The organism is Sphaerisporangium perillae (assembly GCF_023276435.1).
Classification (GTDB): Bacteria; Actinomycetota; Actinomycetes; order Streptosporangiales; family Streptosporangiaceae; genus Sphaerisporangium; species Sphaerisporangium perillae.
In genome coordinates, this window is record NZ_JALLPO010000022.1 from 51,308 (window position 1) to 77,614 (window position 26,307).

At 69.8% G+C, this 26,307-nt stretch carries 28 protein-coding genes, 1 tRNA gene and 1 pseudogene; 18 read left to right on the forward strand and 12 right to left on the reverse strand.

Going from position 1 to position 26,307, the window contains the following annotated elements; genetic code table 11:
• Nucleotides 1-249 precede the first annotated feature (249 nt).
• Nucleotides 250-651, forward strand: a complete 402-nt coding sequence (locus MYF83_RS22105; RefSeq protein WP_248962490.1) for a VOC family protein — start codon at nt 250-252, stop codon at nt 649-651.
• 119 nt (nt 652-770) lie between these two features.
• Here the strand turns inward: MYF83_RS22105 and MYF83_RS22110 are convergent, their stop codons facing one another.
• Nucleotides 771-1,694: an alpha/beta hydrolase gene (locus MYF83_RS22110; protein ID WP_248962491.1), complete on the reverse strand. Its 924-nt coding sequence runs from the start codon at nt 1,692-1,694 to the stop codon at nt 771-773.
• A gap of 43 nt (nt 1,695-1,737) precedes the next feature.
• Here MYF83_RS22110 and MYF83_RS22115 point away from each other — a divergent pair, with 43 nt between their 5' ends.
• On the forward strand, nt 1,738-2,214 hold the full coding sequence (locus MYF83_RS22115) for a MarR family winged helix-turn-helix transcriptional regulator (protein WP_248962492.1): 477 nt from the start codon (nt 1,738-1,740) through the stop codon (nt 2,212-2,214).
• A gap of 47 nt (nt 2,215-2,261) precedes the next feature.
• Here the strand turns inward: MYF83_RS22115 and MYF83_RS22120 are convergent.
• Nucleotides 2,262-2,468, reverse strand: a pseudogene (locus tag MYF83_RS22120) (hypothetical protein); the annotation flags it as partial.
• Between the two features lie 374 nt (nt 2,469-2,842).
• Here MYF83_RS22120 and MYF83_RS22125 point away from each other — a divergent pair.
• A complete protein-coding gene (locus tag MYF83_RS22125) occupies nt 2,843-3,193 on the forward strand; it encodes a tyrosine-type recombinase/integrase (RefSeq protein WP_248962493.1) in 351 nt (116 codons plus the stop codon).
• 80 nt (nt 3,194-3,273) lie between these two features.
• Here MYF83_RS22125 and MYF83_RS22130 read toward each other — a convergent pair.
• Nucleotides 3,274-3,347 (reverse strand) — tRNA-Gly (locus MYF83_RS22130).
• Between the two features lie 156 nt (nt 3,348-3,503).
• Here MYF83_RS22130 and dcd point away from each other — a divergent pair.
• From dcd to MYF83_RS22145, 3 genes are all read left to right on the forward strand, one after another.
• Complete coding sequence (gene dcd, locus MYF83_RS22135) at nt 3,504-4,079, forward strand: dCTP deaminase (RefSeq protein ID WP_248962494.1); 576 nt, start codon at nt 3,504-3,506, stop codon at nt 4,077-4,079.
• Between the two features lie 320 nt (nt 4,080-4,399).
• On the forward strand, nt 4,400-5,017 hold the full coding sequence (locus MYF83_RS22140) for a DUF47 domain-containing protein (protein WP_248962495.1): 618 nt from the start codon (nt 4,400-4,402) through the stop codon (nt 5,015-5,017).
• The gene (locus MYF83_RS22145) at nt 5,018-6,016 is read left to right on the forward strand and encodes an inorganic phosphate transporter (protein ID WP_248962496.1); all 999 of its coding nucleotides are present in this window, start codon (nt 5,018-5,020) and stop codon (nt 6,014-6,016) included. It abuts the gene before it with no gap.
• Between the two features lie 77 nt (nt 6,017-6,093).
• Here the strand turns inward: MYF83_RS22145 and MYF83_RS22150 are convergent, their stop codons facing one another.
• Nucleotides 6,094-9,858, reverse strand: coding sequence for a tetratricopeptide repeat protein (locus MYF83_RS22150; RefSeq protein WP_248962497.1), 3,765 nt, complete (start codon nt 9,856-9,858; stop codon nt 6,094-6,096).
• 168 nt (nt 9,859-10,026) lie between these two features.
• Nucleotides 10,027-11,016 (reverse strand): mycothiol synthase, encoded by a 990-nt coding sequence (gene mshD, locus MYF83_RS22155; RefSeq protein WP_248962498.1) that lies wholly within the window; start codon nt 11,014-11,016, stop codon nt 10,027-10,029.
• Between the two features lie 100 nt (nt 11,017-11,116).
• Here mshD and MYF83_RS22160 point away from each other — a divergent pair, with 100 nt between their 5' ends.
• A complete protein-coding gene (locus tag MYF83_RS22160; RefSeq protein WP_248962499.1) occupies nt 11,117-12,820 on the forward strand; it encodes a bifunctional metallophosphatase/5'-nucleotidase in 1,704 nt (567 codons plus the stop codon).
• Between the two features lie 84 nt (nt 12,821-12,904).
• Here MYF83_RS22160 and MYF83_RS22165 read toward each other — a convergent pair whose 3' ends face one another.
• Nucleotides 12,905-13,624 carry a response regulator transcription factor gene (locus MYF83_RS22165; RefSeq protein WP_248962500.1) on the reverse strand — a complete coding sequence of 240 codons (720 nt, stop codon included), beginning with the start codon at nt 13,622-13,624 and terminating at the stop codon, nt 12,905-12,907.
• Between the two features lie 293 nt (nt 13,625-13,917).
• Here MYF83_RS22165 and MYF83_RS22170 point away from each other — a divergent pair, with 293 nt between their 5' ends.
• The 10 genes from MYF83_RS22170 (at nt 13,918) to MYF83_RS22210 (ending at nt 20,318) form a co-directional block, all read left to right on the forward strand.
• Nucleotides 13,918-14,175 carry a MoaD/ThiS family protein gene (locus tag MYF83_RS22170; protein WP_248962501.1) on the forward strand — a complete coding sequence of 86 codons (258 nt, stop codon included), beginning with the start codon at nt 13,918-13,920 and terminating at the stop codon, nt 14,173-14,175.
• 56 nt (nt 14,176-14,231) lie between these two features.
• Entirely contained in the window at nt 14,232-14,909 is a 678-nt protein-coding gene (locus MYF83_RS22175; RefSeq protein WP_248962502.1) for an LmeA family phospholipid-binding protein, read from the forward strand.
• Nucleotides 14,902-15,453, forward strand: a complete 552-nt coding sequence (locus tag MYF83_RS22180; RefSeq protein ID WP_248962503.1) for a sigma-70 family RNA polymerase sigma factor — start codon at nt 14,902-14,904, stop codon at nt 15,451-15,453. The genes MYF83_RS22175 and MYF83_RS22180 overlap by 8 nt, the downstream gene beginning before the upstream one ends.
• Nucleotides 15,450-16,292 (forward strand): anti-sigma factor, encoded by an 843-nt coding sequence (locus MYF83_RS22185; RefSeq protein WP_248962504.1) that lies wholly within the window; start codon nt 15,450-15,452, stop codon nt 16,290-16,292. The genes MYF83_RS22180 and MYF83_RS22185 overlap by 4 nt, the downstream gene beginning before the upstream one ends.
• A 389-nt stretch (nt 16,293-16,681) precedes the next feature.
• Nucleotides 16,682-17,011, forward strand: coding sequence for a TlpA family protein disulfide reductase (locus tag MYF83_RS22190; protein WP_248962621.1), 330 nt, complete (start codon nt 16,682-16,684; stop codon nt 17,009-17,011).
• A 32-nt stretch (nt 17,012-17,043) separates the two neighbouring features.
• Nucleotides 17,044-17,127: a putative leader peptide gene (locus MYF83_RS44385; protein WP_358546035.1), complete on the forward strand. Its 84-nt coding sequence runs from the start codon at nt 17,044-17,046 to the stop codon at nt 17,125-17,127.
• An 86-nt stretch (nt 17,128-17,213) separates the two neighbouring features.
• Nucleotides 17,214-17,624, forward strand: a complete 411-nt coding sequence (locus MYF83_RS22195; RefSeq protein ID WP_248962505.1) for a DUF4395 domain-containing protein — start codon at nt 17,214-17,216, stop codon at nt 17,622-17,624.
• Nucleotides 17,625-17,638: 14 nt separating this feature from the next.
• Nucleotides 17,639-18,478 (forward strand): sulfurtransferase, encoded by an 840-nt coding sequence (locus MYF83_RS22200; protein ID WP_248962506.1) that lies wholly within the window; start codon nt 17,639-17,641, stop codon nt 18,476-18,478.
• A complete protein-coding gene (locus MYF83_RS22205) occupies nt 18,475-18,777 on the forward strand; it encodes a DUF1416 domain-containing protein (RefSeq protein WP_248962507.1) in 303 nt (100 codons plus the stop codon). The genes MYF83_RS22200 and MYF83_RS22205 overlap by 4 nt, the downstream gene beginning before the upstream one ends.
• Nucleotides 18,778-18,935: 158 nt before the next feature.
• A complete protein-coding gene (locus MYF83_RS22210; RefSeq protein ID WP_248962508.1) occupies nt 18,936-20,318 on the forward strand; it encodes a hypothetical protein in 1,383 nt (460 codons plus the stop codon).
• Here MYF83_RS22210 and MYF83_RS22215 read toward each other — a convergent pair.
• The 3 genes from MYF83_RS22215 to MYF83_RS22225 are packed head-to-tail and all read right to left on the reverse strand — an operon-like array spanning nt 20,203 to nt 22,426.
• Nucleotides 20,203-21,087, reverse strand: coding sequence for a hypothetical protein (locus MYF83_RS22215; RefSeq protein WP_248962509.1), 885 nt, complete (start codon nt 21,085-21,087; stop codon nt 20,203-20,205). The genes MYF83_RS22210 and MYF83_RS22215 overlap by 116 nt on opposite strands.
• Nucleotides 21,087-21,746 carry a hypothetical protein gene (locus MYF83_RS22220; RefSeq protein ID WP_248962510.1) on the reverse strand — a complete coding sequence of 220 codons (660 nt, stop codon included), beginning with the start codon at nt 21,744-21,746 and terminating at the stop codon, nt 21,087-21,089. Before MYF83_RS22220 ends, MYF83_RS22215 begins: the two co-directional genes overlap by 1 nt.
• Nucleotides 21,746-22,426, reverse strand: coding sequence for a hypothetical protein (locus MYF83_RS22225; protein ID WP_248962511.1), 681 nt, complete (start codon nt 22,424-22,426; stop codon nt 21,746-21,748). The genes MYF83_RS22220 and MYF83_RS22225 overlap by 1 nt, the downstream gene beginning before the upstream one ends.
• A 255-nt stretch (nt 22,427-22,681) precedes the next feature.
• Between MYF83_RS22225 and MYF83_RS22230 the strand changes: the two genes are divergently transcribed.
• Nucleotides 22,682-23,998 carry a hypothetical protein gene (locus MYF83_RS22230; RefSeq protein ID WP_248962512.1) on the forward strand — a complete coding sequence of 439 codons (1,317 nt, stop codon included), beginning with the start codon at nt 22,682-22,684 and terminating at the stop codon, nt 23,996-23,998.
• On the opposite strand, the gene MYF83_RS22235 is transcribed toward MYF83_RS22230, so the two are convergent.
• From MYF83_RS22235 to MYF83_RS22245, 3 genes are read right to left on the reverse strand one after another with little or no spacing between them, the layout of a single operon-like run.
• On the reverse strand, nt 23,962-24,789 hold the full coding sequence (locus MYF83_RS22235) for a hypothetical protein (protein ID WP_248962513.1): 828 nt from the start codon (nt 24,787-24,789) through the stop codon (nt 23,962-23,964). The two genes, MYF83_RS22230 and MYF83_RS22235, sit on opposite strands and share 37 nt — an antisense overlap.
• Nucleotides 24,786-25,526, reverse strand: coding sequence for a hypothetical protein (locus tag MYF83_RS22240; protein ID WP_248962514.1), 741 nt, complete (start codon nt 25,524-25,526; stop codon nt 24,786-24,788). The genes MYF83_RS22235 and MYF83_RS22240 overlap by 4 nt, the downstream gene beginning before the upstream one ends.
• On the reverse strand, nt 25,526-26,194 hold the full coding sequence (locus tag MYF83_RS22245; protein WP_248962515.1) for a hypothetical protein: 669 nt from the start codon (nt 26,192-26,194) through the stop codon (nt 25,526-25,528). The genes MYF83_RS22240 and MYF83_RS22245 overlap by 1 nt, the downstream gene beginning before the upstream one ends.
• Nucleotides 26,195-26,307 lie beyond the last annotated feature (113 nt).

The following is a 26,307-nucleotide window of genomic DNA, read 5'->3' on the forward strand; positions in this document are numbered from 1 at the left end:
GGGGGTGCAGTTTGCGTATGCCTTGCCTGACGACTTGCGGTTGAAGTAATCAGGCATGGCCGCGACCTGCGACAGAACCCTGAACCACCGCGATGACCTGCACCAACAGTCTCGGTGGTTCTCGGCATTTCGCGGCTGCTCACAGTGTCATGTGCCCTGACTGTGCCCCTCCGGCCAGGCCCAGTCCCAGGCATGCTGAACGCTTACCGTCGTTAGTGTGCCCTCCGGCTCTTGTGACAAGATCGCGGGATGCTGCGACTCACCGATTTCATCATCGACTGCCCGGACACGATGAAGCTGGCGGCCTTCTACTCCGAGGTGACGGGCCGTCCGATCAAGGAAGGCAGCCACGAGAACTGGGCCGGCATCAAGTTCGGCGAGGTCGAGTTGGCCTTCATCCGGGTGGACGACTACCGCGCTCCGCAGTGGCCCGATAGCGAGCACCCCAAGCAGTTCCACGTCGACTTCGAAGTGGACGAGATCGAGTCCGAGCAGCGCCGCGTCCTCGACCTCGGTGCGACGCTGCAGCAGGACTTCATCGGCCCCGACGGCTACGGCTGGCGGGTCTACACCGACCCGATCGGCCACCCCTTCTGCCTGTGCCGCAACAAGGGCGTCATCTGGACCGACCAGGGCCCGATCTGGCCCTAGGGGCCTGTTTGGAGTCGTGATCAGATGGCGGGCCGCGCTGCCAAAGGATCGACCGCGTAGCGGTTTCGGCGTCACCACTGGGGCTATTTGACACTGCGGCGGGAGTGAGGCCGGCGGCCCTACCCTGCTGACGTGTGCGCTGTGCCCCCGGCGCGGATGCGCTGGCTGAGGAAGAGAGCCGCGCGGTCCAGTGCCTCGTCGGCCTCGTCCAGGATGCCGGCGAACGACTGGAACACGTGCGACACGTCGGCGGTGATGTCCAGGATGACGTCCACTCCGGCTGCCCTCGCACGCGCGGCCAGGCGCGTGGAGTCGTCCAGCAGGATCTCGTTGGTGCCCACCTGGATCAGCATCGGGGGGAAGCCGGTCAGGTCGGCGAGGACGGCCGGGCTGAGCAAGGGCTGGTGAGGGTCGGCTCCGGCGAGGTACATGGCTCCGGTGTGTTCCACGGACTTGCGGGTGAAGATCGGGTCGATGCCTTCCTTGGCGTCCATGCTCTCGCCCGTTCGGGTGGCGTCGAGGCCCGGGGAGAACGCCACGATGGCGGCGGGCAGCGGGAGGCCCGCGTCGCGGGCGGCCAGGCAGGTCGTGACGGTGAGGCCGCCCCCGGCCGAGTCCCCGGCGAACATGATGGCCGAAGGGTCCTCGCCGCTGTCGAGTAGGCCGCGATAGGCGCTCAGTGTGTCTTCGATCGCGGCCGGGAACGGGTGCTCGGGGGCAAGCCGGTAGTCCAGCGAGTACGCCCCGAAGCCGGTCTTGGCCACGAGGTGTCCCGTCAGCGACAGGGCGGTCTCGGGGGAGCCGAACACCCAGCCGCCGCCGTGGAAGTACAGGATCGTCCCGGCGCGCGGCCCGTTGTCCGGCTCGACATGCAGTGCGGGTCGGTTGCCGAGCGTTGTCTGCGTGGTGCGGATTCTGTCGGGCACGATCATCTGGGCCATCAGCGCCTTGAATCCGGCTCGGATCGCCTCGACCGACCGGGGGCCCTCGGGTCGCGGCTGCCGCATCATCGCGTCGACCTGGGCGCGCTGTTCCTTGCTCATGGGTGTGCTCCCGCGGTAAGTAGATTCCATTACACTATATGCCGTGGCATCTACATCGGCCGGTGACGCGATCGACCTCTCGGGCTTCTTCGCCGACCTGGTTCGATGCGAGACGCGGCTGTACAACGCCCTCAACGACCGTCTCCGTGAGCGGCACGGGATCGTCACCTCGCAGTTCGAGGCCCTGCGCTACCTGCGCGACCACCCCGGGTCCCGCGTGGCGGACCTTGCCGCCGAGTTCGCCATCGGCATCGGGGCGACCAGCAAGAGCGTCGACCGTCTGGAGAAGCAGGGATGGGTCGTCCGGCAGCCGAATCCCTCGGATCGCCGGTCATCGCTGCTGGCTCTGACCAACGACGGCTTGAAGTTGGTCGATGCGGCGGAGGGCACCTTCACCGAGCGGCTGGCCGAGTTGATCGGAGACACTCTCGACGGGCCCCCGATGTCGACCGTTGCGCAGACCCTCTCGGAGCTCCGCTCCGTACTGGAACGCGACCAGATCGGCATGCCCACAGGCTGACGCGCATGCGCAAGCCAGCTGCCCGTAGGGCCTGTGTGTGGCTGTGATCAACCAGTTGCCTGCAGGAGGTCGTTGATCCAGATCATCGAGGCGCGGAGGTGGAGGCCGGCGAGGTAGCTCTCGGGCGTCTTGTCATATCGAGTCGCGATGCCCCGCCAGGCCTTCAGCTTGTTGATCAGGCGCTCGACGGTGTTCCGCTCCTTGCAAAGACCGGCGTCGTGGCTTGCGGGCCGGCCGCCCCGGCTGCCCTTGCGTACCGCCTGCTTAAGGCCATTTGCAATACAGCTGTCAGCGACGAACTGATCAAGTCCAACCCGTGCACCATCAAGGGGGCAGGCAAGGAAGAGTCGCCGGAACGGCCCGTGCTCACCATGAAGCAGGTCTTCGTGCTCGCCGACGCCATCGATCCGCGATACCGGATGCTGATTCTCCTGGCCACCTTCGCAAGCCTGCGGTGGGGTGAGCTGGCGGCGCTGAAGCGCAAGCATGTCGACCCGAGAGCAGGGACTATCCGGGTCGTAGGAACCACGACCGAGCTCAAGGACGGCTCGGTCACTATCGGGCCGCCCAAGTCGGAGGCCGCAAGCGCATCGTCTCGGTTCCTGAACTCCTCTTGCCTGATCTCCGCATGCACCTGGGCACGTACGCGGGGGAGGGGGATGAGGGCCTGGTGTTCATCGGGCCGAAGGGTGCCCAACTCCGGCGGGCGAACTTCACTCGGACATGGAGCAAGGCGATCAGCGCAGCCAAGCTCACTGGCTTCCACTTTCATGATCTGCGGCACACGGGGAACACCTTCGCCTCGCAGTCCGGTGCGACTCTGCGAGAGCTGATGAACCGCATGGGCCACTCGACCACGCGGGCCGCGCTGATCTACCAGCACACCGCCATGGAGCGCGACCGGGCCATCGCCGACGCGCTGGGCAAGCTCGCCAAGGAGGCGCTGAGCAAGGAAGATCCAGATGGATCGGGCACGTAACGGGCACGGAAGATCGAAATGGTGCCAGAAAAGATCAAGGCCCGGGTCGGGAATCATCCTCTGACCTGGGCCTTTGTGTGTGGAGCGGGTGACGGGAATCGAACCCGCGCTGTCAGCTTGGGAAGCTGATGTTCTGCCATTGAACTACACCCGCGTCGATCAGTTGCTGACGACGGACTTACTCTAGCGGAACTTGGGGCGTGCCACCTCCCCCGGTGGGGTGTGAGTTGGCGGTGGGGACGGCGGGGCTGGAGGTGAATGGGGTTCGGTGTGTCGGTGCGGGCTGCCGTGTGGTTGGTAGGTTGCTGAGGTGCTGCTATCCGATCGTGACATCCGTGCCGAGATCGAGTCGGGAAGGGTCAAGATCGACCCGTTCGACGTTGAGATGATCCAGCCGTCGAGCATCGACGTGCGCCTTGATCGGTACTTCAGGGTGTTCGAGAACCATCGTTATCCCCACATCGATCCGGCGGTCGAGCAGCCGGAGCTGACGCGGCTGGTGGAGCCCGACGGGGATGAGCCGTTCATACTGCATCCCGGCGAGTTCGTCCTGGCGTCCAGCTATGAGGTGATCGGCCTGCCGGAGGACATCGCGAGCAGGCTGGAGGGCAAGTCGAGCCTCGGCCGGCTGGGGTTGCTGACGCATTCGACGGCCGGGTTCATCGATCCGGGCTTCGAGGGGCATGTCACCTTGGAGCTGTCCAACGTCGCGACGCTTCCGATCAAGCTGTGGCCGGGGATGAAGATCGGGCAGCTGTGCCTGTTCCGGCTCAGCTCGCCGGCGGAGCATCCCTATGGGAGCGCGAAGTACGGCTCGCGGTACCAGGGCCAGCGCGGGCCGACGCCGAGCCGGTCGTTCCTGAACTTCCACCGGACACCCATTTGATCGACACGCCTATTCGATCAGCCGTGGATGTGGCGGGTAGGTATCCGATCATTCTCGCGCCGGCCGTACTGATCGATTAGGCGCTCCGCGGGCGCAGGGTCGGGGGCGCCGGGCCGGGGGTGTCCGGCTTGGGACATACCTCGCCCGGCCCGGGAACATAGAGGGGGGAAGTTGCGATCCCTCGGTGTGAATGGAAGAACGGAGGGCAACGCCAGGGAGAAGAGAGGGTTACAACAGGGAGTGCAGGTCACGAACTTCGCATTTCAGCCGGTACCCCTTACTCTTCTCTGCGGACCGTCCCCGCACATCTGGAGAACGACGTGCGCCTGCGTCTCACGCCTCGTGAGGACAGCTACTACGACTTGTTCGCCGACTCGGCGAACAACCTCGTCACCGCCTCCCGGCTACTGGTGGAGATCATCAGTGACGGTTCGGACAGGGAAGCCCTGGCCGAGAAGATGCGTGCCTGCGAGCACGCGGGCGACGAGCGTACTCACGCGATCATGAACCGCCTCAACGAGAGCTTCATCACGCCGTTCGACCGGGAGGACATCTATCGCCTCGCGTCGAATCTCGACGATGTGATGGATTACATGGAGGCCGCCGCCGATCTCATCGGCCTCTACCAGATCGACCACCTGCCCAAGGAGGTCGTACACCAGGTGGAGGTGCTGGAACGGGCCGCGGAGCTGACCGCCGAGGCCATGCCGCGCCTGCGCTCGATGAACAACCTCAACGAGTACTGGATCGAGATCAATCGCCTGGAGAACCAGGCGGACCAGGTCTATCGACGCCTGCTCGCCAAGCTTTTCGGCGGTGAGTACGACGCGCTCACCGTCATGAAGATGAAGGAGGTCATCGATCAGCTCGAGATGGCCGCCGACGCCTTCGAACACGTGGCGAACACGATCGAGTCGATCGCGGTCAAGGAAAGCTAAGTGGAGCTAGCACTTGTCATCGGTGTCATCGTCATCGCACTGGTGTTCGACTACACCAACGGTTTCCACGACGCCGCCAACGCGATCGCGACCTCGGTCTCGACCCGCGCTCTGACCCCCCGCGCCGCTCTTTTCATGGCCGCGGCCATGAACTTCGTCGGCGCGCACATCAGCACCGAGGTGGCCAGGACGGTCGGTACGGGGATCATCGAACCCCCGACCGGTACGCACGGCCTGGTCATCGTGGGCGCCGGTCTGATCGGCGCGATCACGTGGAACCTCATCACCTGGTACTTCGGCCTGCCCTCCTCGAGCAGCCATGGGCTGATCGGCGGGTTGGTGGGGTCCGCTCTGGCGGCCTCCAGCTCCATCCACTGGAGTGGCGTGGTGCAGAAGGTCGTCATCCCGATGGTCCTGTCGCCGATCGTCGGCTTCCTGCTCGGCGCCATCATCATGATCGCCATCCTGTGGATCTTCCGCCGGGCCAACCCCCACCGGGCGGGCAAGGGCTTCCGATACGCCCAGACCGTCTCGGCCGCCGCCATGGCGCTCGGCCACGGCCTGCAGGACGCCCAGAAGACGATGGGCGTCATCTTCCTGGCGCTCTACACCGGCGGTTTCCTGGCGATGGACGACCCGATCCCGCAGTGGGTCATCCTCGCCGCCGCCGCCGCGATTTCGCTCGGCACCTACTCCGGTGGCTGGCGCATCATGCGCACGCTCGGGCGCCGGATCATCCACCTGACCCCTCCGCAGGGTTTCGCGGCGGAGACGGCGGCCTCCGTCGTGCTCTACACGATGGCCATCGCGGCCAAGGCGCCGATCTCCACCACCCACACGATCACCAGCGCCATCATGGGCGTCGGCGCCACCAAGCGTCTGTCGGCCGTCCGGTGGGGCGTCGCGGGAAACATCATCACGGCCTGGGTCCTGACGATCCCCGCGGCGGGGCTCGTGGCCGCTCTGTCCTACTACGCCATCCACTGGATCGTGGAGTAGCAGCGCCGGCAAGGAGCCGGCGCCCGCCGTTGAGTAAGGCCTCAGGAGTCTCACCAGGCTCAGGAGTCTTAGGAGGCTCAGGAGCCGCCGAGCCAGCGCTGGATGTTCTGGATCCGCTGCTCGCAGTCCTGCACCTCCCGCACGTTGCCGATGGCCTGGTGCGAAAGGCACAGGGCGCGCAACGCCTCGACCTGGCCTGAGTGGTTGCCGGTCTCGCGGTGGAGCCGCAGGTTCTCCTCCAGATCGCGAAGCGCCTCCGCGTGGTCGCCCCGGTGCTGGGCGATCAAGCCGAGCGTGTGCCGGCACGCCGCCTGTTCCCGCAGGTCACCGGCTATCTTGACCATGTCGAGCGCCTGCCTTGCGTACTTCTCGGCCTGGTCGGCGCAGCCGAGGGCGAGGAAGATCCGGGACAGGTTGTTCACGGCGGCCCCCTCGTACTGGCGGTCGCCGGTCTCCCGGATCGCCCTGATCGCCTGCACGGCCTTGTCCAGCGCCTGTTCGGGCTGGCCTATGCGAAGCAGGACGCGGGCCATGGTGTCCAGTCCGAGCCCTATGCCGTGCCCGTGCCGCTGGCGGATGGACAGTGACGCCTCGGCGGCGCGCAGGGCGTCCTGCGGGCGGCCGAGCCGTACGTAGGTGCGGGCGAGGCCGCCGAGGGTGCGCGCCTCGCCGGTCCGGACGTCCAGCTCGCGCCAGAGCCGGAGCGCGTGCATCCCGTGCTGGAGCGCGTCCTCGTACCGGGCGAGGCGCCGCATGGTCCGGTTGAGGTTCTCCAGGTCCTGCGCCTCGCCGGCGCGGTCGGCGATCTCCCTGCGGATCTCCAGGGCGAGGTTGAGGTGCTCGCGCGACTCGGCGTACCGGCCGAGCTTGTAGTACACGAGCCCGATGGCGGCGCGCGCCTCGGCCTCGCCTCGCCGGTGGCCGATCTCCTGCGCGAGCCGTACGGCGTACCAGAGGCGGGAGAGCGCCTCGGCGTGGGCGCCCTCGTCGCGCAGGAGCTTGCCGAGGACGATCAGGGTCTCGCCCTCGCCGTGCCGGTCGCCGCTCACCCGGGCGATGCGCAGCGCCTGTTCGGCGTCGAGGCGGGCGAGGCCGGGCAGGCCGAGCTGGCGGTGGATCCGGGCCAGCTCGCGGTAGGCGTCGGCGGACTGCGGCTCGTCGCCGAGGTCGAGGCGCAGGGCCAGGGCCTCCAGCCCGTGGATGGCGGCCTTCTGCGGCGCGCCCCAGAAGTAGTACAGGCGGGCCAGGTTGAGCAGTGACTCGGCCTCACCGGCCCGGTCGTCGATGGTCCTCCTGATGGTGAGGGCCCGCAGCGCGTGGTCCTCGGCGCTCGCGTACTCGCCGAGCCGGCGCAGGTTCTGCGAGATCGTGTCCAGCGCCTCGGCTTCGCCCGCCCTGTTGTCGGCCAGGCGGTGCAGGCGCAGCGCCTCCTCGGAATGCTCGATGGCGAGGCGGTAGCGGCCGAGGACGCCGCGCACGTCGGCCAGGTTGTCCAGGGCGCCGGCCTCGCCGAGGCTGTCGCCGAGCCGCCTGAAGCCCCACCGGGCGTCCTCGCCGTAGCTGAGCGCCTTGACGTTCTGGCCGGTGGTGCGGTGGGCGATGGCGAGGTGGTGCAGCATCTGGGCGGTCGCGGGCCACTCGTCCATGGCCTGCGCGGAGGCCAGCCCGGCCTTGTGCACGTCTATCACGTCCCTGACGTAGCCGCGCGAGGTCATGAAGTCGAACACCGCGTCGGCGAGGTTGAACGCGTAGGAGTGCAGGCCGTGCCTGACCGCCTGGTGGACGGCGGCGACGAGGTTGGAGCGCTCGTTTTCGAACCAGCGGAGGTGCTGGTCGCGCTCGGTGCCCGACGTGGTGGGCGGTGCGACGGCACGGTCGTGGAGCACGCGCCTCGGCCGGCCGAGTGCGTCTCCGGCACGCATGGCGGTGGCGAGATAGTGGGTGAGCAGGCGCCGGAGGGCTCCGGTGCGTTCCGCCTCGCTGTCCTCCAGCAGGACGCGTTCCTTGGCGAAGACGCGCAGCAGGTCGTGCACCATGAACCGGTCGCTCCCCGCGGTACCCCGGTCGCCGGCCGCCGTGTCGGATTTTCCGGCGACGAGGTTCAGGCGGTTGAGGGCTCTGAGGCGGCGGAGGGTGTCGGGCACCGCCTCGTCGAGCAGGGCGGCGCAGGCCTCGACGCCGACGTCCGGGCCGGTCATGAGCCCGAGGTAGCGGAAGGTTCGTCGTAGTTCCGGGCGGACCGCCCGGTAGGACACCTCGAAGGCCGGTCGTACGGCGGCGCGCGGCTCGTCGTCCTGCGCCAGCTTCGACAGCCGGTCCTGGCCGTCCAGGTCGCGGACGGTGTCGGCGATCTGCTCGGCCGGGTTCTCCACCAGCTTGGCCGCGGTGATCCGCAGGGCGAGGGGCAGCATGGCGCACTGCCGCACGAGCCGGGTGGCGTCGGAGGGGTTCTCGCGCACCCGGGAGTCCCCCGGGCCGAGGACGGCGGCCACGAGCCGGATCGCCTCGTCCTCCGGCATGACGTCCAGTGCCAGCTGCTCGACCCCGTCGGCGGGGGTGAGCCCGGACCGGCCGGCCAGCTTGGCCTGGGTGGTGACGAGCATGAGGCACCGGTTGGACGGCGGCACGAGCGACCGGACCATCTCCGGGTCCTCGCCCACGTTCTCGACGATGATCAGTAGCCGCCGGTCGGCCAGGCGCCGGTGGTAGGCGGCCACGAGTTCGGTCTCGTCGAGGGGCATCTGGTGGCCGCCGACGCCGAGACCGCGCAGCAGCTGGCCGATGGCCTCGGCGGCGGTGAGCGGGCGGTTGGCGGTGCCGTGCAGGTCCAGGTAGAGCTGCCCGCCGCTGAAGTGCTCGTCCTTCACGGCGTGGCCCCAGTACGTGGCGAGGGCGGACTTGCCGACGCCGGCCATCCCTTCCACGATGACCGCCCGCGGCCGGTCCGCCTTGGTGACCAGGGCGTCAAGGGTGTCCAGTTCGGCGTCCCTGCCGGTGAAGCAGGGCACGACCGGGGGGAGCTGCGCCGGGCCGGTGCCGGTCGCGGGGATCCTGATCGCGGGGAGCCGCCGTTCGGCCGCCGTCCTGCCGGGGGGAGTTACGGCGGGCGCGGAGTCCCATTCGGCCGCCCACGGGCCGGCCACGGTGCGCAGGGCGTCCATGTCCTTCACCGTGATCGTGGAGCCGTGCTGTTCGATGATGTCGGCGTGCGGGTGGGCGCAGGTGGCGCGGGCGGCCTTGGGACGCCATACGTGGAAGGCGCGGGCGACGGCGATGCGGTCGACTCCGGCGAAGCTCGCGAGGTCGGTCTGGGTGAGCGGCGGGCCGATGACCACGCCGGATCCGGCGGGCCGTCCGAAGCGCAGGGCGAGTTCGATGAGGTGCAGGGCGATCCTGGCGGGCGCGCGTACGCCCGCGCCGGGGGCGCGCCGCCGGGCGGCGAGGACGCGGCGGTGGCCGAGGCTCTTCATGAGGGCGGCGCCGGCGGACAGCTCTTCGGCGAGGAAGCTGACGAACCTGTCCTTGGGCACGTGCAGCGCCCGCACGCTGGTCAGGGTCTCGATGCGGCCGCGGTGGGGCCAGTCCCACAGGGCCAGCTCGCCCTCCAGGTGCCCGGGGCCGAAGATCTCAATGAGGGACTCGTCGCCTTCGGCGGAGCCGTACACCTCCTTGGCGTAACCGTCGAGCAGGACGGTGACGCTGTCTGGCAGGGCGTCGCGGTCGGCGAGCGTCTCGCGGGGGGTCAGGTGCCGGACCCAGCCGATGGCGTGCAGGGACTCGCGCTCGACGCGGCCGAGGAGGGACCAGAACGTGCCGGGGCCTGCTGAATTGAAGCTGTCCACGTTGTGCCTCGCTGTGCTTGTCGGCGGCGGGGCGGGCACGCGCGGGGGTGTGCGCGCGATTACAGGGTGACTGTCGCTTCAGCGGCGAGGTGTGTCAATTGAAATAGTAAATGGCGATTTATCGGCCGACCGGATGGCTCGGGCGCCCCGGACACCTCACCTGGCGCCTCACACGTGGCGGTACATCACGTCGACGTCCCAGCGGGTGAAGCCCAGGGACTCGTAGAGGCGGATGGCCGAGGCGTTGTCCTCGTCGACGTACAGCATGACCTGGGGCAGGCCACGGGACCGCAGGTGGGTGAGACCGGCCATGGTCAGCGTCCGGCCGAGGCCGCCGCCCTGCTCGGAGGGGTCGACGCCGACGACGTACACCTCTCCGATCGCGTTGTGCCCGTGCGGCTCGTCGTGGTCGTCGTCGCCGTGCACCTTGGTCCAGTGGAAACCGACGAGCCGGCCGCCCGCGCCCGCCGGGGAGTCGCCGGGGACGGTCGTCGCGGAGCCGTCGCGGCCGGTGCCCGCCGGGGCGTCGTCGCGTACGGCGAGGAAGAAGCCGGCCGGGTCGAACCAGGGCTCCTGCTCACGGCGCCGGAGGTCGTCCATGGTCCACGACCCCTGCTCGGGGTGGTGGGCGAACGCGCGGGCGTTCACAGTGAGCCAGGCCTGCTCGTCGCGACCGGGCTCGAACGTGCGCAGTCGCACTCCCGCGGGCAGCTCCGCGCTGGGCAGCGGAGCGTACAGGGAGCGGCGCATCTGCCACAGGGAACGCACCCGGGTGAACCCCAGCGAGGTGGCCAGCCGCTCGGCTTCGGGATGGTCGCCGTGCGCCCACAGCCGCAGTTTGCCGCCGCTCTCGCCGAGGGCGGCCTCGGCCAGGCGCCGCCCGAGGCCGCGCCGCCGGTGGGCGGGATGCACGACCAGCTCCCCGCTCGGCCCCTCGACCGGGTCGGTCGGGTCGATGTGGGCGAAACCCGCGAGCGCGTCGCCGTCGTACAGGAGCACGGCACGGGCTCCCGGATCACCGCCGTAGCGCAGGTGGAGCATCACATGTTCGTTGAGGGGCCGGACGGAGTCGGACTCGGTGGCGGCGTCGACCAGAGCGACGACGGCGGCCACCTCCTGGTCGCTGAGCCGCTCCCGGATGTCCACGCGCGCGTTCATGCTCAGACTCTAATCTGGCATAAGTCGCCATCTACTGGTGGGGTGAATCGTTACCTCTGAGTCGTTTTATGCTGAGGTTCCGTCTCTACTCTCGTGGGTTATGACCCCACGATCGTTCAAGCGGATCGCGGTCGCCGGCATCGTCGCGGCGACCGGTCTCGCAATCGCCGCAGGCCCCGCCTCGGCGAACCCCAAGCCCTCCGTCACGGTCCCCGTGCGCCTCATCTCGATCAACGACTTCCACGGCAACCTGGAGCCGCCCACCGGCTCGGGTGGCGCGATCGTCAACGAGAGCGGGGTCTCGGTCCCGGCGGGCGGCGCCGCCTACATGGCGACCCACCTCAAGTCGCTGGTCAACCAGAACTCCGCCGTCGTGGCCGCCGGCGACCTGATCGGCGCCTCGCCGCTGATCTCCGCCGCCTACCACGACGAGCCGACCGTCGAACTCTTGAGCAAGCTGGGCCTTTCGGTCTCCTCCGTCGGCAACCACGAGTTCGACGAGGGGCTCACCGAGCTCAAGCGCATCCAGAACGGCGGATGCCACCCCACTGACGGCTGTTCCCCGGCCGGCGAGTGGCAGGGCGCCGGGTACCAGTACCTCGGCGCGAACGTCCTGCAGGAGAGCAACGACCGGTACGCGCTGCCGCCGATCGCCATCAAGAAGATCAACGGTGTCAACGTCGGCTTCATCGGCCTGGTGACCCAGACCACGCCGACGATCGTGACCGCCTCGGGCATCGCGGGCCTGAAGTTCTCCGAGGAGGTCGAGTCGGGCAACCGCGCGGCCGCGCTCCTCAGGCGCGCGGGCGTGAAGGCCATCGTGGCCCTCGTCCACGAGGGCGACCAGATCACCCCGAACCAGAGCCCGGACGCCTGCCCGGTCACCCCGGGCGCGGGCACCCGGATCGCCCAGGGCCTCAGCGCGGACGTCGACCTGGTCATCATGGGCCACTCGCACCAGGCCTACATCTGCAAGACGACGGACCCGGCCGGAAACGACCGCTTCTACACGCAGGGCTCCTCGTTCGGCCGCGTGCTGACGACGATCGACTTCAAGGTGGACAAGAAGACCGGTGAGGTCGTCCGGTCCTCGGTGGTCGCCGACAACCACGTCGTCACCCGCGACGTCACCGCCGACCCCGTCATCTCGCAGTTCGTGCAGACCTGGAAGGACCGGGTGTCGACGGTCGCGAACAAGGCGATCGGCAACATCACGGCCGACCTCACGCGCGCGGCGGGGCCGTCCGGCGAGACGGCGCTCGGCGACGTGATCGCCGACGCCCAGCTTGAGGCCACCAAGACCGGTGGGAACGCCGAGATCGCGCTGATGAACCCGGGCGGCGTCCGCGCCGACCTGACCTACGCGCCGAGTGGGTCCGAGGGCGCCGGCGTGGTGACCTACGGCGAGGCCTTCACCGTGCAGCCGTTCAACAACCTCATGCAGGTCGTGACGCTGACCGGGGCCAAGCTGGACGCGCTCCTCGAGCAGCAGTGGCAGAACGGCGGCGCGACCACGCGCATCCTGCAGCCGTCCGCGTCCCTGACCTACACGATGAGCCTCTCGCAGCCGATCGGGTCGCGGATCTCGGACATCAAGATCAATGGTGTGCCGGTCACGGACACTCAGTCGATCAGGGTGGCGGCGAACAACTTCCTGGTCGGCGGCGGTGACGGCTTCAGCGTCTTCAAGGACGGCACCGACCTGTGGAGCGGGCCGCTGGACATCGACGCGTTCGTGGCCTACCTGGGCGCGCACTCGCCGATCGCGCCGCCGGCCGTCAACCGGATCACGGTCGCCGGCTAGGCGAACCGTCGTCGAACACCGCTATCGTCGAAGTGGGCCCGGCGCCGTTGCCGGCCCGCTTCGGCTGGTGGGAAGCCGTTCCGGCTAGTGGCGGGCGGGCGCCGGCTCGCGGTCTTCGGCCTGCTCGCCACCCCGGTCGGGCACGAAGCGGTACCCCACGTTGCGGACGGTGCCGATCAGGGACTCGTATTCGGCGCCCAGCTTGGCGCGCAGGCGCCGCACGTGGACGTCGACCGTGCGGGTGCCCCCGAAGTAGTCGTACCCCCAGACCTCCTGCAGCAGCTGGGCGCGGGTGAAGACCCGGCCCGGGTGCTGCGCGAGGTACTTGAGCAGCTCGAACTCCTTGAACGTCAGGTCAAGGGCGCGGGTGCGCAGCCGGGCGGTGTAGGTGGCCTCGTCGATGGACAGGTCGCCGCTGCGGATCTCGTCGGGCACCTCGTCGGTGGCGGCGATCGAGAGCCTGCCGACGGCGAGCCTGAGACGGGCCTCGACCTCCGCGGGGCCCGCGGTGTCCAGCAGGACGTCGTCGGCCCCCCATTCGGCGGTCATCGCGGCGAGCCCGCCCTCGGTGACGATCACCATGAGCGGGCAGTCGATGCCCGTCGTACGCAGGAGGCGGCAGAGGCTCTTGGCGTGCACGAGCTCCCTTCGCGCGTCGACGAGCACGGCGTCGGCGGGAGGGGCGTCGATCAGCGCCGACGCCTCCGCGGGAGCGACCCGCACCGAGTGGAGCAGCAGCCCTAGTGCTGGCAGTACCTCAGCTGAGGGCTCCAGGGCATTGGTGAGCAGGAGCAGATTACTCACAGCACCTCCTAATCCAGAGGCTGACCGGGGGCGAGTCGATACGGCGTTGTTCACTCACCGCATCGGCCTCCTCCCCGCGTTGTGACGGCGCCAGCCGTACAAACACGTAAAGGACCCGGGGGCTACGTCGCCCAGGTCCCGTCAGTACGTGAGGATAGCCCACTAGATAGGCGAGTCCATAGGGCGTCCATCCGGTGAACGGTCCATCACGCGGGAAACAACCGTAACCATTCCCTCGCGGTGCGTGATTGACGCCTGTGCGGTGTGCGTCGCCGTGAAGGAAGAGGTGGCTGATGGCAAGGGGTACGGTACGTTTCTGGGCGGCGGCGAAGGAGGCCGCCGGGGTGGCCGAGGAGCCGTTCGAGGCGCTCACGCTTGGCGACCTGGTGGCACAAATCACACTAAAGTATGAGAAATCAGACCTGCCGCGGGTGGTGGCCCGCTCGTCGTTCCTGGTGAACGGCGATCCCGCCGGCACTCGCGACCTCCGGACGATCACGCTCCCGGAGGGCGCGACGGTGGAGATCCTGCCGCCCTTCGCCGGAGGCTGACCCCGAGGGTTGCGCACGGATACTCTGATCGGCATGCGGACCCCCAAAGGAGTCGGATGCGCAAATTGATCGTGTTCCTCATCCTGCTCGGTGTCCTGCTGGCCGTGCTCGACCGCGTCGCCGTCGCCGGGGTGCAAAGCGAGGTGGCCCGTCAGGTCGCGGCGAAGTACGACCTCGACACGCCGCCCACCGTCACGGTGCACGGCATCCCGTTCCTCACCCAGGCCGTCGCCGGACGGTACGAAGAGGTCGGCGTCGCCATCGGGAAGATGACGACCCCCGACGGCGCGAAGATCGTGCGGATCGACGCCGTCCTGCGGGGCGTGCACGCCCCGCTCATGGACCTGATCCAGAACTCCGCCACGGCGAGCGTGACCGCCGATAAGGTCACCGGCACCGTGGTGGTCTCGAAGGAGACCCTGAACGCCCGGGCGCCGCGCGGGCTCCGCGTCGAGGGCAACGGCGACGACAGCCTCCAGGTCACCGGCAAGGTCACCGTGGCCGGCATCGCGATCCCGGTCACGGCGAAGATGAAGATCGAGGTGGTCGCGGGCGGCGTGCGGCTGACGCCCGAGAACGTCAACGGCATCCAGGTGCCGAACGCCAGCCGGCTGCTCAGCTTCAACGTGCCCATCAAGGACCTGCCGCTCAATCTGAAGATCGACCGCGTGCGCTCCACGAGCGAGGGGCTGGCCGTCGAGGCCACGGCGACGGACGTGCCGCTGCGTGGCTGAACCAGAGCCGGTCGCCGTACGTCCTGAGGATGTGAGCCCCGCCGGAACCGCCGACGAGCAGCTGATACGCACTCTCTTCGATGAGCACGCGGGGTCACTCTACGGTTACGTGTTGCGGCTGACGGGCGATCCGGGCAAGGCGGAGGACGTGGTACAGGAGACGCTGTTGCGGGCGTGGAAGCACCCCGATGTGCTGGCGGACCGGCCGGTACGGGCGTGGTTGTTCACGGTCGCCCGCAACCTGGTCGTCGACCAGCATCGCGCCCGCAGGTCGAGGCCGCCGGAGACCGGCGACGAGGCCCTCGCGGTCCTGCCCGCCGACGACGAGCTGGAGCGGGCGGTCGAGTCGTGGGGGGTCGCCGACGCCATCGCGACCCTGCGGCCGGAGCATCGCGAGGTGCTGCTGGAGACCTACTACCGGGGCCGGTCGGTGAGAGAGGCCGCCGAGGCGCTGGGCATCCCGCCCGGCACGGTGAAGTCGCGCACGTACTACGCGTTGCGCGCGCTGAAGCTCGCACTCGAGGAGCGGGGGCTCGCGCCATGAGCGCCTGTGAGGACGTACGGATGTCGCTCGGCGTGCACATGCTCGGCGCGCTCGACCCGGAAGAGGCAGTCCTGGTCGAGGCCCATCTCGCGACATGTCCGGAATGTCGTGCCGAGTTCGACGAGCTGAGCGGGCTCACCGCCCTGCTCGGCCGCGTCTCGGAGGAGGACATCGAGCAGGCGGCCAAGCCACCGCAGGCCGTGCTCGACCGCCTGGTCGCCGCGTCCGCCAAGCGGCACCGGGCGACGAGGATCATGCTCGGCCTGGCGGCGTCCCTCGTCGCGGTCGCCCTGGGCGGCACGGCATGGCTCGCCGTGGGGCGGTCCCAGAACGCCACCACGTCCGCCGCGGCCCCCGCGGCGAGCAGCGACGGGCCCATGGACGCCGCCGGGCGCGGGGTGCTGGACTCCCAGCAGAGCGAGGCCCTCGCCGCCACCCCCGCCCAGTCGTCCCTGGCCAAGGACGTCCCGCAGGCGGCTCCTTCGGCGAGCGCCCTCCGGTCTCCGGCCGCCACGGGCTCGCCGGCCCCCATCCCGCTGACGGGTCGCTCCGGCCAGGTGCGCGCGGAGCTGGTGATGATCCCGGGCGGAGAGGGCACGACCGTCGAGATCTCGCTCACCGGCGTGCCCGACGGCACCTCCTGCCGGCTCAGCGCCATCGGGACCGACGGCACGGTGTCGCCCGCCGGGAGCTGGACGGTCGGCCGGGGGCAGTACCACGGCGGGCCGGCCAGGTTCCTGGGGCATACGGAGCTCGCGATGGACCGCATCCGTGCCTTCGAGGTCCGCACCGCCGCCGGCAAGCGCCTGCTCTCCATCGACTACGTCCACGGCGGGTAACACCCGCCGTCCCTTACGTCCGGGTTTGTGCGACTCGCGCCCTCTCCCACAGCCGGGCTGGAACGACTCATGCCGGCCCCTACGCCCGGAGCGGGGTGAGTCGTGCCGTCCCCCTATGCCCGGACCGGGCGACTCGTGGCCGGGCGGCCCGGGCCCCTACGCCGACCCGTGGCGCCACCCCTGAACGCGGGCCTCCCGCCGCGGGTGCGCGCGCCGGGCCCGTTCCAGGAAGAGCGGATCCTCCGGTGCGGGGAATGAGGGCCAGGGGGCAGGTGTTGTCGCAGGCGATGACAGGCCTGCTGGTGCTCTGCGCGACGCTCGCCGCCGGTCTCATCGTCGGGTTGACGATGCGGCGGCGCGGCGGTGCCGTGCGCGCCGTGAGGAGTGACATGGACGTGGTGGCGGCCGGTGACCTCGGCGCCGAGCTGGGCGAACGGGCCACGCTCGTGCAGTTCTCCACCGCCTTCTGCCAGCCCTGCCGGGCGACCAGGCGCGTGCTTTCCGAGGTCTCCGGCATGGTGCCCGGCGTGCGGCACGTGGAGATCGACGCCGAGTCCCGGCTCGACCTCGTCCGGCGTTTCGACGTCATGCGCACGCCGACCGTCCTGGTGCTCGACCACCAGGGCAGGGTGGTCAAGAGAGCGTCCGGCCAGCCGCGAAGGGCGGACGTCATCGCGGCCCTCGGTCTGGCAGCGTCTCAGGAACCGGACGCGACGTGACAGATGGCAAGACGGCGGGTACTGTCGTGCACATGACACCCTCGACAGAGCTGCTGACGAAGCGGCGCGCGGTTGATTTCTGCCGCGTCGCCACCGCGCTCTGTCGTATGGCCTGAGGGCGATCTCGCGGCCTTTCGCCGCATCGATCTGAAAGTGCCCGATCTCCGCGTTTCCGGCACGATCCCTTCAGGAGCCACCCGCCATGCAGGTCGATCCCAGAAGCACGCGTTTTTCCGCGGTCATCACAACGGTCGTTCTCGCGCTGGTCCTGCTCACGGGCAACGCCTGGCTTCTTCTCGCCCAGGGTGTGGTCTTCGCCCTGGGGGTCGCCGGTGCCTCGCCATACGGGCTGATCTTCAGACGGTTGGTGCGGCCGAGGCTCGGTCCGCCGGCAGAGCTGGAGGATTCGACCCCGCCCCGCTTCGCGCAGGGTGTCGGTCTGGTCTTCGCGCTCGCCGGGCTGATCGGATTCGCCGCGCAGATCACGGTGCTCGCGCTCGTCGCGACCGCCGCGGCCCTGCTCGCCGCCTTTCTCAACGCCGCCTTCGGCTTCTGCCTGGGCTGCGAAATGTACTTGATCATCCGCCGTCTAATGCCCGCCGCAACCCGATAACGGGAGGTTCCCCAATGAGCCGCTCCGCCGTACTGGTGGACGCCGACTGGGTCGAGGCCAACCTCGACACCTCTGGCGTCGTCCTCGTCGAAGTCGACGAGGACGCCAGCGCCTACGACAAGGGCCACATCCGTGGCGCCGTGAAGATCGACTGGAAGCAGGATCTGCAGGACCCGGTCCGCCGCGACTTCGTGGACCGTGAGGGCTTCCAGGCCCTGCTGTCGGCTCGGGGCATCGACAACGACGACACCGTGGTCCTCTACGGAGGCAACAACAACTGGTTCGCCGCCTACGCCTACTGGTACTTCAAGCTCTACGGCCACGAGAAGGTCCGCCTCCTCGACGGCGGCCGCAAGAAGTGGGAGCTCGACTCCCGCGAGCTGGTCAAGGACGTGCCCGCGCGTCCCGCGACGCAGTACGTCGCCAAGGACCAGGACCTCTCTCTGCGCGCCTTCCGTGACGACGTCGTCGCCGCGATCGGCAAGCTCAACCTCGTGGACGTCCGCTCGCCCGACGAGTTCACCGGCAAGCTCCTCGCCCCGGCCCACCTGCCGCAGGAGGCCGCGCAGCGTGGCGGGCACATCCCGACCGCGCGCAACATCCCGTGGTCCAAGGCGGCCAACGACGATGGCACCTTCCGCTCCGACGACGAGCTGCGCACGCTCTACGCCGACGCGGGCGTCGACTTCGACAAGGACACCATCGCCTACTGCCGCATCGGCGAGCGTTCCGCCCACTCCTGGTTCGTGCTGCACGAGATCCTCGGCCAGGCGAACGTGAAGAACTACGACGGTTCGTGGACCGAGTACGGCTCGCTCGTGGGCGTGCCGATCGAGCTGGGAGAGGCCCGATGACGACCATCCAGGGGTGCGCCGCACCCGAGCAGACCGTCGCGCTTCCCGCCGGCATCGACCTGTCGACGCAGGCCGTGATCCAGGGTGTGGTGACCGGCGCGGGCACCGCGTACGCCCGCCTCCTGGACCACTCCGGCGAGTTCACCGGCGAGGTCGTCGTGTCCGACGAGGGCATCTTCCGCTTCTTCGCCGCGCCCGGCTCCTGGACCGTCCGCATCATCGCGGGCGGCGGCGTCAGCAAGGACATCGCGGTGGAGGCCCGCCTCGGCGAGGTCTCCCAGCTCCAGGTCACCGTCTGACGGTCACCGACCGTCTCCCGGCTCGGTGACCGGAGCGGGTCGTTCACCCGCTCCGATGACAGTGCCGCCCGGCAGAGGCCGGCGTTCCCGCGAGGGAACGCCGGCCTCTCGCGTGATGCGGCTGCGACGGCTGGGGCTGCGTCGATAGGATGCACCAGATGTCCGAATCCATCCGCACCCCGTCGGTCTGGTCACTGCCCTGGCACACCCTGCGCCTGGCCGGACGATGCCTGCTGCCGCTGGTCATGTGGTACTCCGCCGGACAGCTCGTCCGCTTCGGGTTGATGGTCGGCGGCACGGAGCTGTCACACGGTTCCATGCGGGACCTGCGGCTCGCGCTGACCATGCTCGTCTTCATCATCATGGTGATGGCCTCCCTGATCGTCACCGTCGGCATGTTCCACTCCGTGCGCGGAGCGCTGTGGGAGATGCGGGCGCGGCGGGCCGACGGCGAGGAGGACGAAGGCTTCGTCGGCGCCATCAGCCGGGTCATCCTCCCCTTCGCCGTGCTCTACCTGAGCTGGGGCTGGCACGTCGACGACGTGCGCGAGTTCCTCAACACCGACATCAAGCGGCAGAGCGGCGAGCAGGGCTACCTGGGGGCGTGGGGCGGTCTCGACGGGAGTTCTGGGGCGGGCACGGCCGAGGGGCTGACCTCGCTCAACTTCAACCTCACGCTGGCCATCATGATCGCGGCGTTCGTGGGGCGCTATATCTTCACCGTCTGGTACGAGCGCAGGGGAGCCCGCCAGGCGGCCTTCGCCGTGGCCTTCTGCGAGCTCTCCTTCTTCTACTACGGCGCTCAGGTGATCGTCTCCCGGGGCAGCTGGGTGAGCAGCCGGGAGGCTTACACCTGGTGGGACACCCTGGTCGAGGGCCTGCGGTCGAGCATCCCCGGCTGGGACGCGTTCTGGGGGCTCGTCGGCGCGATCAAGCCGTACGCCGCGGACGCGTTGCTGCTGCCCGCCATCTGGCTGACCGTCGCGATCCTCGTGTACGGCGCGTACGCCGAGGACACCACCACCGTGATCAAGGGCACGCGGCTGGAGACGACGGCCGCGCAGGCGGGGCAGGCGTTGAACGAGCGGACCCACTCGCTCACCCGGCAGACGCTGACGCGGTTCTTCGGCCGGTGGGGGCACTGGGTGCCGCTGGTCCACACGGTGCGCCTGACCGTCAGAGCCGGAGCGCCGCTGTTCGGGCTGTTCGTGCTCTGCTTCGCCGCCATCCAGGTCGGAGAGGGCTACGCGCGCCGGGGCCTTGAGTACCTGGCCGGCACCGATCACCCCATCTTGTACTGGGACGTGATCTTCGTGCCTATCAACTTCGTGGTCGACTTCGGACTGACGGTGCTGACGACGTGTCTCCTCGCGGCGACGTTCGACGTCGCGGCGGGCGCCGAGCGCAGGCGGCGCGCGCAGGCGGTCAGCGATCGAACCGAAGTGACGGCCCGGATTGGTTCTTTCCCTGGTAGTCACCCGGCCACAGCACCAGCTCGACCTGGTCTGCCAGTCCCTTCGGGACCGCGCTCAGCAGGGTGAAGCGGGCGGGCACCCCCGGCTTGAGGTCCTGCGGGCTCTCCGACACCAGCGCCAGCCAGGTGCGCCCGCTCTTGTCGGCCAGGTAGGCCCCGGGAGGGCTGAAGGCGTAGTTCTTGGCCTTGTCGTTGAGCGCGGTGGCCTCCAGGTCGATCTGCAGCATCACCCGGTCGGGGGTGTCGGGAGACTGCTGCGTCGCGAGGGCGATGCCTTCCAGGCGCCATTTGGCGTCGCCGAGGGGCGCCTGCCGGCCCTTCGCGACCTGCCGCACCTGCGCGGGCGGGGAGTCGGCCTCGAACCGGTGGATCGCGTCGTATCCGCGGACGCCGAGAAACGCGGCGGCGAGCGCTACCGCCCCGAAGAACTGCAGCCCGATCTTCGCCGCCTTCGGCATCGCACGCCGGCGTCGCCGCGCGGGCTGCGCCGCGCCGGCGTGTTCGGCCTCGAAGCCCGCCGGGACGCCGAACGGCGCGCCGCCGAACGGCGCGCCGCCGAACGGCGCGCCGCCGGCCGGCGGGGCGGGGGCGGGGGCCGCGTACGGCGGCCCGTCATAGGGCGCTCCCGGGGGCGGAGTGGGCCATGCCTGGCGGCGGGGGAGCGGCCGGTCCGCGATGACGGGGATGGGCACGGTGGAGGTGGCCCGGGGCTCGGCCTCCGCGGGAGGCCAGACCCGGGCGTCGGGGCGGGGCGGGCGCTTGGACGGGGTGAACCAGGAGGGTTCGGCGGCGGGGGGCGGGAAGACGCCGGTCTCGTCGGGGTTCTGGTCGCTCATCAGCCGCTCACCTCGTAGACGTCCTTCGCGGCGTCGATCATCTGCCGGGCCTTCGCCTCGTCCAGGCCGAGGTCGGAGGAGGTCTCGGGGATGAAGGCGTCACCGAACAGCGTCTTGGGCTCCGACAGCACCACGCGCGATCCGGCGGCCTTGTCCGGGGGGATCTCGAAGAAGTACAGGCCCGACCGCCACCATCCGGGCTGTACCCACTTGTCGGCCATGGTCGCGCGGGCGTCCACCCGATCGGTCGGGTCGAAGCTCAGCCCGCCGGCGGTGATCAGGTGCGCGGTGAGCTGGACGGGCTTGCGACGCGAGGTGGCGCCCATCTTGACGATCAGGAACACGTGCTCGGTCGTCGCCTCGTCGGTGCTGAACTGCTTCTTCACCCGGACCGACCGCGCGAACTCGACGCGTTCCAGGCGGGCGGAGAACAGGTCGGTCTCCAGCTCGTCGTGCATGCCGCCGGACACGGTGAGCGGATCGTCGAGCTGGTCGGCGGTCAGCACGCGGGTCTGGACGTAGACCGCGCCGGCGGCGAGGACGAGCCCGAGGAGCGCGCCCGCGGCCCTGCGCCAGGCGGGAACGTGGCGGCGCGGCGCTTCTGGAGGCCCGGGCGGCAGCGGCGGCGCGTCGGGGACCAGGCCCGGTGGGGTGGCCATCACTGCGCCTCCTCCCGCACGGGCAGGCTCACCTGCGTGTCGATCACGGGTTCGTACCTCACCGTGCGGCCTTTCTTGCGGTCCTCGGCGGTCAGCGGCGCCTCTTCGGTGACCGGAACCCAGTAGTGCGTCTCGCTGAAGAAGCTCTCGTACCACTCGTAGGTGGCCGCGCCGATCACCACGCGTTCGGGGGCGGGCTGGCCGGAGGCCAGCTCGAAGGCCATCACGACGGTGGCGGTCATCCCGGGGTGGAGCTGGTCGTAGGCGTGGCCGCCTGAGACGACGACGACGCGCGGGCCGAGGGTGACGTCGGGGTCGGCCGCGGGTTTGAGCGTCTTGCCGTCGGCGCGCACGGTGGGAAGGGCGTCGTCCATGATCTGGGCGAGCATGGTGGCGTCCGACTGGTTGGTGACCTTCATGATGATCTGCAGGTAGCGCTTGTCGGAGGTGCCGATGCCGTCCTTGCCCCCAGGGCGGACGACGGCGTCCTCGAACTTCGTGCGCATCCGGACCTGGTCGACCTCCGCGCCCTTGCCGAGCTGCTCGAGCTGCTTCGCGGGGGCGTCCTTCAGCCCGCCGAAGGCGGCGGTCACGCCCACGGTCGCGGCCGCCAGAACGGCCAGAGCCGGTATGAGGACCGGTCGCCGGCGCCGGCCGGCGCGAGGAGGGGTGGACGTCATGCCACAGGATGGTAGTCGCTGCTCCTTCCCCCTCCGTCTCGTTCACCCCATAGATACACACCAGACACCTGCAGATGCCCGTAAAGGCGGCAAATCGCAAGAGCTTGGGCGCCTGGATCCGCGGAAGGCAGGTCTACCGGGTGCGTCACGGCATTCTGACGGCTCATTGTCGAGATGCCCTGCGGGGGCGGTGATGCCGTGGATAGCATGCCCAGGATGTCCGATTCGTTGACCTTGGGGGCTGGGTCGCGGCCCGTGTCCGATACCGCACGCTGGTGGAGGCGCTCGCCGTACGGGCTCCCGCTGCACGCGCTCGCGCTCTGGAGCCGCTGCCTGGTGCCGCTCGTGCTGTGGTTCAGCGCCGGCGAGCTCGGGCGGTTCGGGCTCCTGGTGGCCGGATCGGAGTTCTCGCACGGCTCCTTCCGCGAGTGGCGGCTGGCCGGCGTGATGCTGATCTTCATCGTCATGGTCATGCTCGGCATGGTCGTCACGGTCGGCATGCTGCACTCGGTACGCGGGGCCCTGACCGAGACCGGCGCCAGGCGAGCCGAGGGCCGCGACCCCGAGCCGCTGCTCTCCGGGCTCGGCCGCGCCATCATCGCCTTCGTCGCCATCTATCTCGCCTGGGGCTGGCAGGTCACCGACTGGCGCCGGTTCGCCAACGCCGACATGGAGCGCTACGCCGTCCAGTACGACCGCTACTTCGGTGCCCTCCTGGAGGGCGCCCTGGCCTCGGACGCCACAAAGGCCCCCAAACCGGTCCCGCCCGACGCGGGGACCAACCTCGTCCTCGACGTGAAGGTCGCCCTCGTCTTCACCGCTGTGGCCCTGGCGCTGCGCTTCGTCCTGTCGGCGATCCACGAACGCAGGGGCGGCACGCGGCTCGCCTTCGGCGTCGCCTTCTGCGAGCTCGCCTACACCTTCTACGGCCTCGCCCTCGTGGTGACCTTCGTCGACCAGCGGTCGGCGTGGCTGGGGCAGCGGGCGGTCGTCACCTGGTGGAACGACCGCTGGGCCGCGCTGGAACAGGCGGTGCCGGGCTGGCAGGCCGCGATGGACCGGCTCGCGGAGGTGCGCCCGCACATCACCGGCGCCGTGCTGGAGCCGCTCACCTGGCTCACGCTCGCCGTCCTCGTGTACGGGGCGTACTCGGAGAGCGGGCGGGCGCTGATCAAGGGCACCGCCCTGGAGGAGGCCGCGACGAGGGTCGAGCGGCGGACCCACCGGCTCACCCGCCGGGGAGCCGGCCTGTTCGCCGTACGGACCGGCCTGGACAGATGGCCGCCCGTGCTCCACGCGCTGCGCCTCACACTCCGGGGCGGCGCTCCGCTGTTCACCGTGATGTGCCTGTGCTACATGCTGCTCAGCGTGGGCATGGACTACGCGGAGCGCGGCGTGTACTACCTGATCGGGACGGCGCACCGCCAGCTCGAATGGGAGCTGTACCAGATCCCCGTCCACTTCGGCCGCGATCTGCTCTTCACGACGCTGGCGCTGTGCCTGTTCGCCGCGACCTTCGACATCGCGGCCACGCGTCAGCGGGCGAAGCGCAGCATCTCGCGCTCGGAGTAGCTCAGCACGAACTCCGCCGTGTCGCGCAGCCGATCCGGCACGATCGCGACCACCTTCATCCGCACCGGCTGCCCGACCTTGAGATCTGAACGGATCGGCGTCTCCTCGGCATTGGCCAGCCACACGTGCCCGGCCCGGTCGCGCATGGTGAACCGGGGCGGGAAGGACCTCTCGATCTCCGCGGTGGAGGTCGGCGTCACCTGCACGTCCGCGACCAGGGACGCGGTGCCGGGGTCCTGCCCGGGCGAGTGCGGGCCGGCGGTCACGCCGACCTTCCAGTTCACACCGTGCAGGATGGCCTCCTGGTCATGTCCGACGTCCTTGATCCCCTGGGGTGGGTACCGCTCGGCCACCCATGCCGACCTGTCCCACCACTGCACGCTCACCGTGGCCGCGACCAGCCCGGCCGCCGCGACGACCAGGCCGGCGGCGCGCAGTGCCCGGACGAGCCTGCCCCGCTCGCGTGGGCCCGGGGATGTCCGCCGTGGACCCTTGGGCGTGCCGGGTTCCGGCGGGCCGGAGGCCGCCGGCACGAAGCCGGGTACGGAGGCCGGTACGGCTCCTGGCGAGCCCAATGGCGCAAACGCCGGCCCCGGTTCGAGCGCCGTGGGCGGCGGGCCGCCTTGGGAGATCGCGGGGAACGGGAAGGTCGTCGGGAACGCCTCCCACGACCCCGTCGACGTGACCGATTCTCCACCCGAGGGCGGGCTGTTGCGCGGATTCGGGGCGAAGGCGTCGAAGGCCTCCTCCTCCGGATCGGGCGCCGCGTCGTTTCCGCGTGTCCTGCTCACAGCCGCACCACCAAACGCACGGAGTCCGGCATGTCGTCCAGCAGGCGCCGAGCGGACGCGTCATCGGCGGTGAGGGACAGTGAGGCCTCCGGAAGGAGCTGGTCGTACCGGCCGGGATAGATCTCGTCGTAGATGCCGTTGGTCGAGGGAGCGGAGATCACGACGGAGGCCCCTGGGAGCGCCTGCGGCGGTACCTCGAAGACGTAGTCCGCCTCCGACCACCAGCCGTGCTGGATGGGATGGTCCGCCCGCGTGTAGATGCCGTAGACGCGGTCGGTGTTGGTGTACTCGAGACCGTCGCGGGTGCGCAGCGAGGCCCTCTTCAGCCAGAGGGGCTCACCGGCGGAGGTGGCGCGGACGGTGGCGACCACGAAGATGTCCGGGGTGCCCACGTGCCCGGTCTCCTTGATCGTCTCGCCTCCGGTGACCGGGTCGTTCGACGGGGTCGCCAGCCGGATCGTCCTGGTGGCCACGACACGTTCGAGCCGGATGCCGAACCGCCCGGTCTCGGCCACCGCCCCGGCCGTCGCGCGGGTGGTCAGCGGGGCGTCGAGCACGTCCTGGTCCATGACGAACGTGTGCGCGTACACGGCGGTGGCGGCGATGACGAGCGCGATCGTCCCGTTGCCCAGCCGCCGCGCCACTCGGCGGGCGCGCCCGGCCTGCCGGGTCTCCTCGCCCCGTCCCTCGCCTTCCGCCCTGTCGTCCGGTGGTGGAGCCGTGAGCCGCTGGACCATCACACCGCCTTCCGCACCGGGACGGTCACGTGCGCGACGACCTCCGGCATGCCGTCGTCGCCGTTCACCAACTGGGTCCAGTGGCGTCCGGTCAGGGCGTCCTCGTGGTTCTCGTAGTGGCCGAGGTCGATGTCGAGGACGTCAGGGAAGGGCGGCGGCTGCGCGCCGGGTCCGGCGTTGCCGCGGAACCTGAGCAGCACCGTGGAGGTGCGCCTGGGCGGCAGCAGCCTGCCAGGTACGCCCTCCCCCGGAATCGAGCCGCCGTGCCGCCACTTCGCCGCTCCCTGGCCGGCGGGCGGGTCCGTCAGCGGCTCCCCCTGCGGCGGGGCGACCCGCAGGAGGGCATCCTCGAGAGTCTGGAGCGGCACGCTGTTCATCGCCTCGTTGTAGACCTTCAGGCTCAACTCCAGGACGGACTCCTTCGGTGAGTCGGGATCGTCGGGGTCGGTCGGCATGGACCGCACGACCGCGCCCTCGACCTTGGTGCGGAAAAGGTCCTGATCGACCTCCTCGCCCGCTCGGCGCTGCGGAGGTCCCTCCGGAGGCGCCTGCCGGAGGCCGCCGAGGGCGGCGGTGGCCCCGACGCCCGCGAGGGCGAGCAGGAGCACGGCCGGGACAAGGACCGGGCGCCGACGACGGCTGCCGCGACGAACGGTGGACGACGTCATGTCACACGATCGTAATCGCTGGCTCTTTCCCGTCTGCCTCGTTCGTCCCAATGGAGGGGGTCTGACGCCAGAATCTGGTCCGAATGGCGAGAACCCTGCCCGAATACGAGGCC

Bases quoted from the DNA above. Each gene is read 5' to 3' on its own strand.
- MYF83_RS22105 (WP_248962490.1), top strand. From the start codon at position 250: ATGCTGCGACTCACCGATTTCATCATCGACTGCCCGGACACGATGAAG.
- MYF83_RS22110 (WP_248962491.1), bottom strand. From the start codon at position 1,694: ATGAGCAAGGAACAGCGCGCCCAGGTCGACGCGATGATGCGGCAGCCG.
- MYF83_RS22125 (WP_248962493.1), top strand. From the start codon at position 2,843: ATGCACCTGGGCACGTACGCGGGGGAGGGGGATGAGGGCCTGGTGTTC.
- mshD (WP_248962498.1), bottom strand. From the start codon at position 11,016: ATGAACGCGCGCGTGGACATCCGGGAGCGGCTCAGCGACCAGGAGGTG.
- MYF83_RS22160 (WP_248962499.1), top strand. From the start codon at position 11,117: ATGACCCCACGATCGTTCAAGCGGATCGCGGTCGCCGGCATCGTCGCG.
- MYF83_RS22170 (WP_248962501.1), top strand. From the start codon at position 13,918: ATGGCAAGGGGTACGGTACGTTTCTGGGCGGCGGCGAAGGAGGCCGCC.
- MYF83_RS22175 (WP_248962502.1), top strand. From the start codon at position 14,232: ATGCGCAAATTGATCGTGTTCCTCATCCTGCTCGGTGTCCTGCTGGCC.
- MYF83_RS22185 (WP_248962504.1), top strand. From the start codon at position 15,450: ATGAGCGCCTGTGAGGACGTACGGATGTCGCTCGGCGTGCACATGCTC.
- MYF83_RS22190 (WP_248962621.1), top strand. From the start codon at position 16,682: ATGGACGTGGTGGCGGCCGGTGACCTCGGCGCCGAGCTGGGCGAACGG.
- MYF83_RS44385 (WP_358546035.1), top strand. From the start codon at position 17,044: ATGACACCCTCGACAGAGCTGCTGACGAAGCGGCGCGCGGTTGATTTC.
- MYF83_RS22195 (WP_248962505.1), top strand. From the start codon at position 17,214: ATGCAGGTCGATCCCAGAAGCACGCGTTTTTCCGCGGTCATCACAACG.
- MYF83_RS22200 (WP_248962506.1), top strand. From the start codon at position 17,639: ATGAGCCGCTCCGCCGTACTGGTGGACGCCGACTGGGTCGAGGCCAAC.
- MYF83_RS22205 (WP_248962507.1), top strand. From the start codon at position 18,475: ATGACGACCATCCAGGGGTGCGCCGCACCCGAGCAGACCGTCGCGCTT.
- MYF83_RS22210 (WP_248962508.1), top strand. From the start codon at position 18,936: ATGTCCGAATCCATCCGCACCCCGTCGGTCTGGTCACTGCCCTGGCAC.
- MYF83_RS22215 (WP_248962509.1), bottom strand. From the start codon at position 21,087: ATGAGCGACCAGAACCCCGACGAGACCGGCGTCTTCCCGCCCCCCGCC.
- MYF83_RS22220 (WP_248962510.1), bottom strand. From the start codon at position 21,746: ATGGCCACCCCACCGGGCCTGGTCCCCGACGCGCCGCCGCTGCCGCCC.
- MYF83_RS22225 (WP_248962511.1), bottom strand. From the start codon at position 22,426: ATGACGTCCACCCCTCCTCGCGCCGGCCGGCGCCGGCGACCGGTCCTC.
- MYF83_RS22240 (WP_248962514.1), bottom strand. From the start codon at position 25,526: ATGGTCCAGCGGCTCACGGCTCCACCACCGGACGACAGGGCGGAAGGC.
- MYF83_RS22245 (WP_248962515.1), bottom strand. From the start codon at position 26,194: ATGACGTCGTCCACCGTTCGTCGCGGCAGCCGTCGTCGGCGCCCGGTC.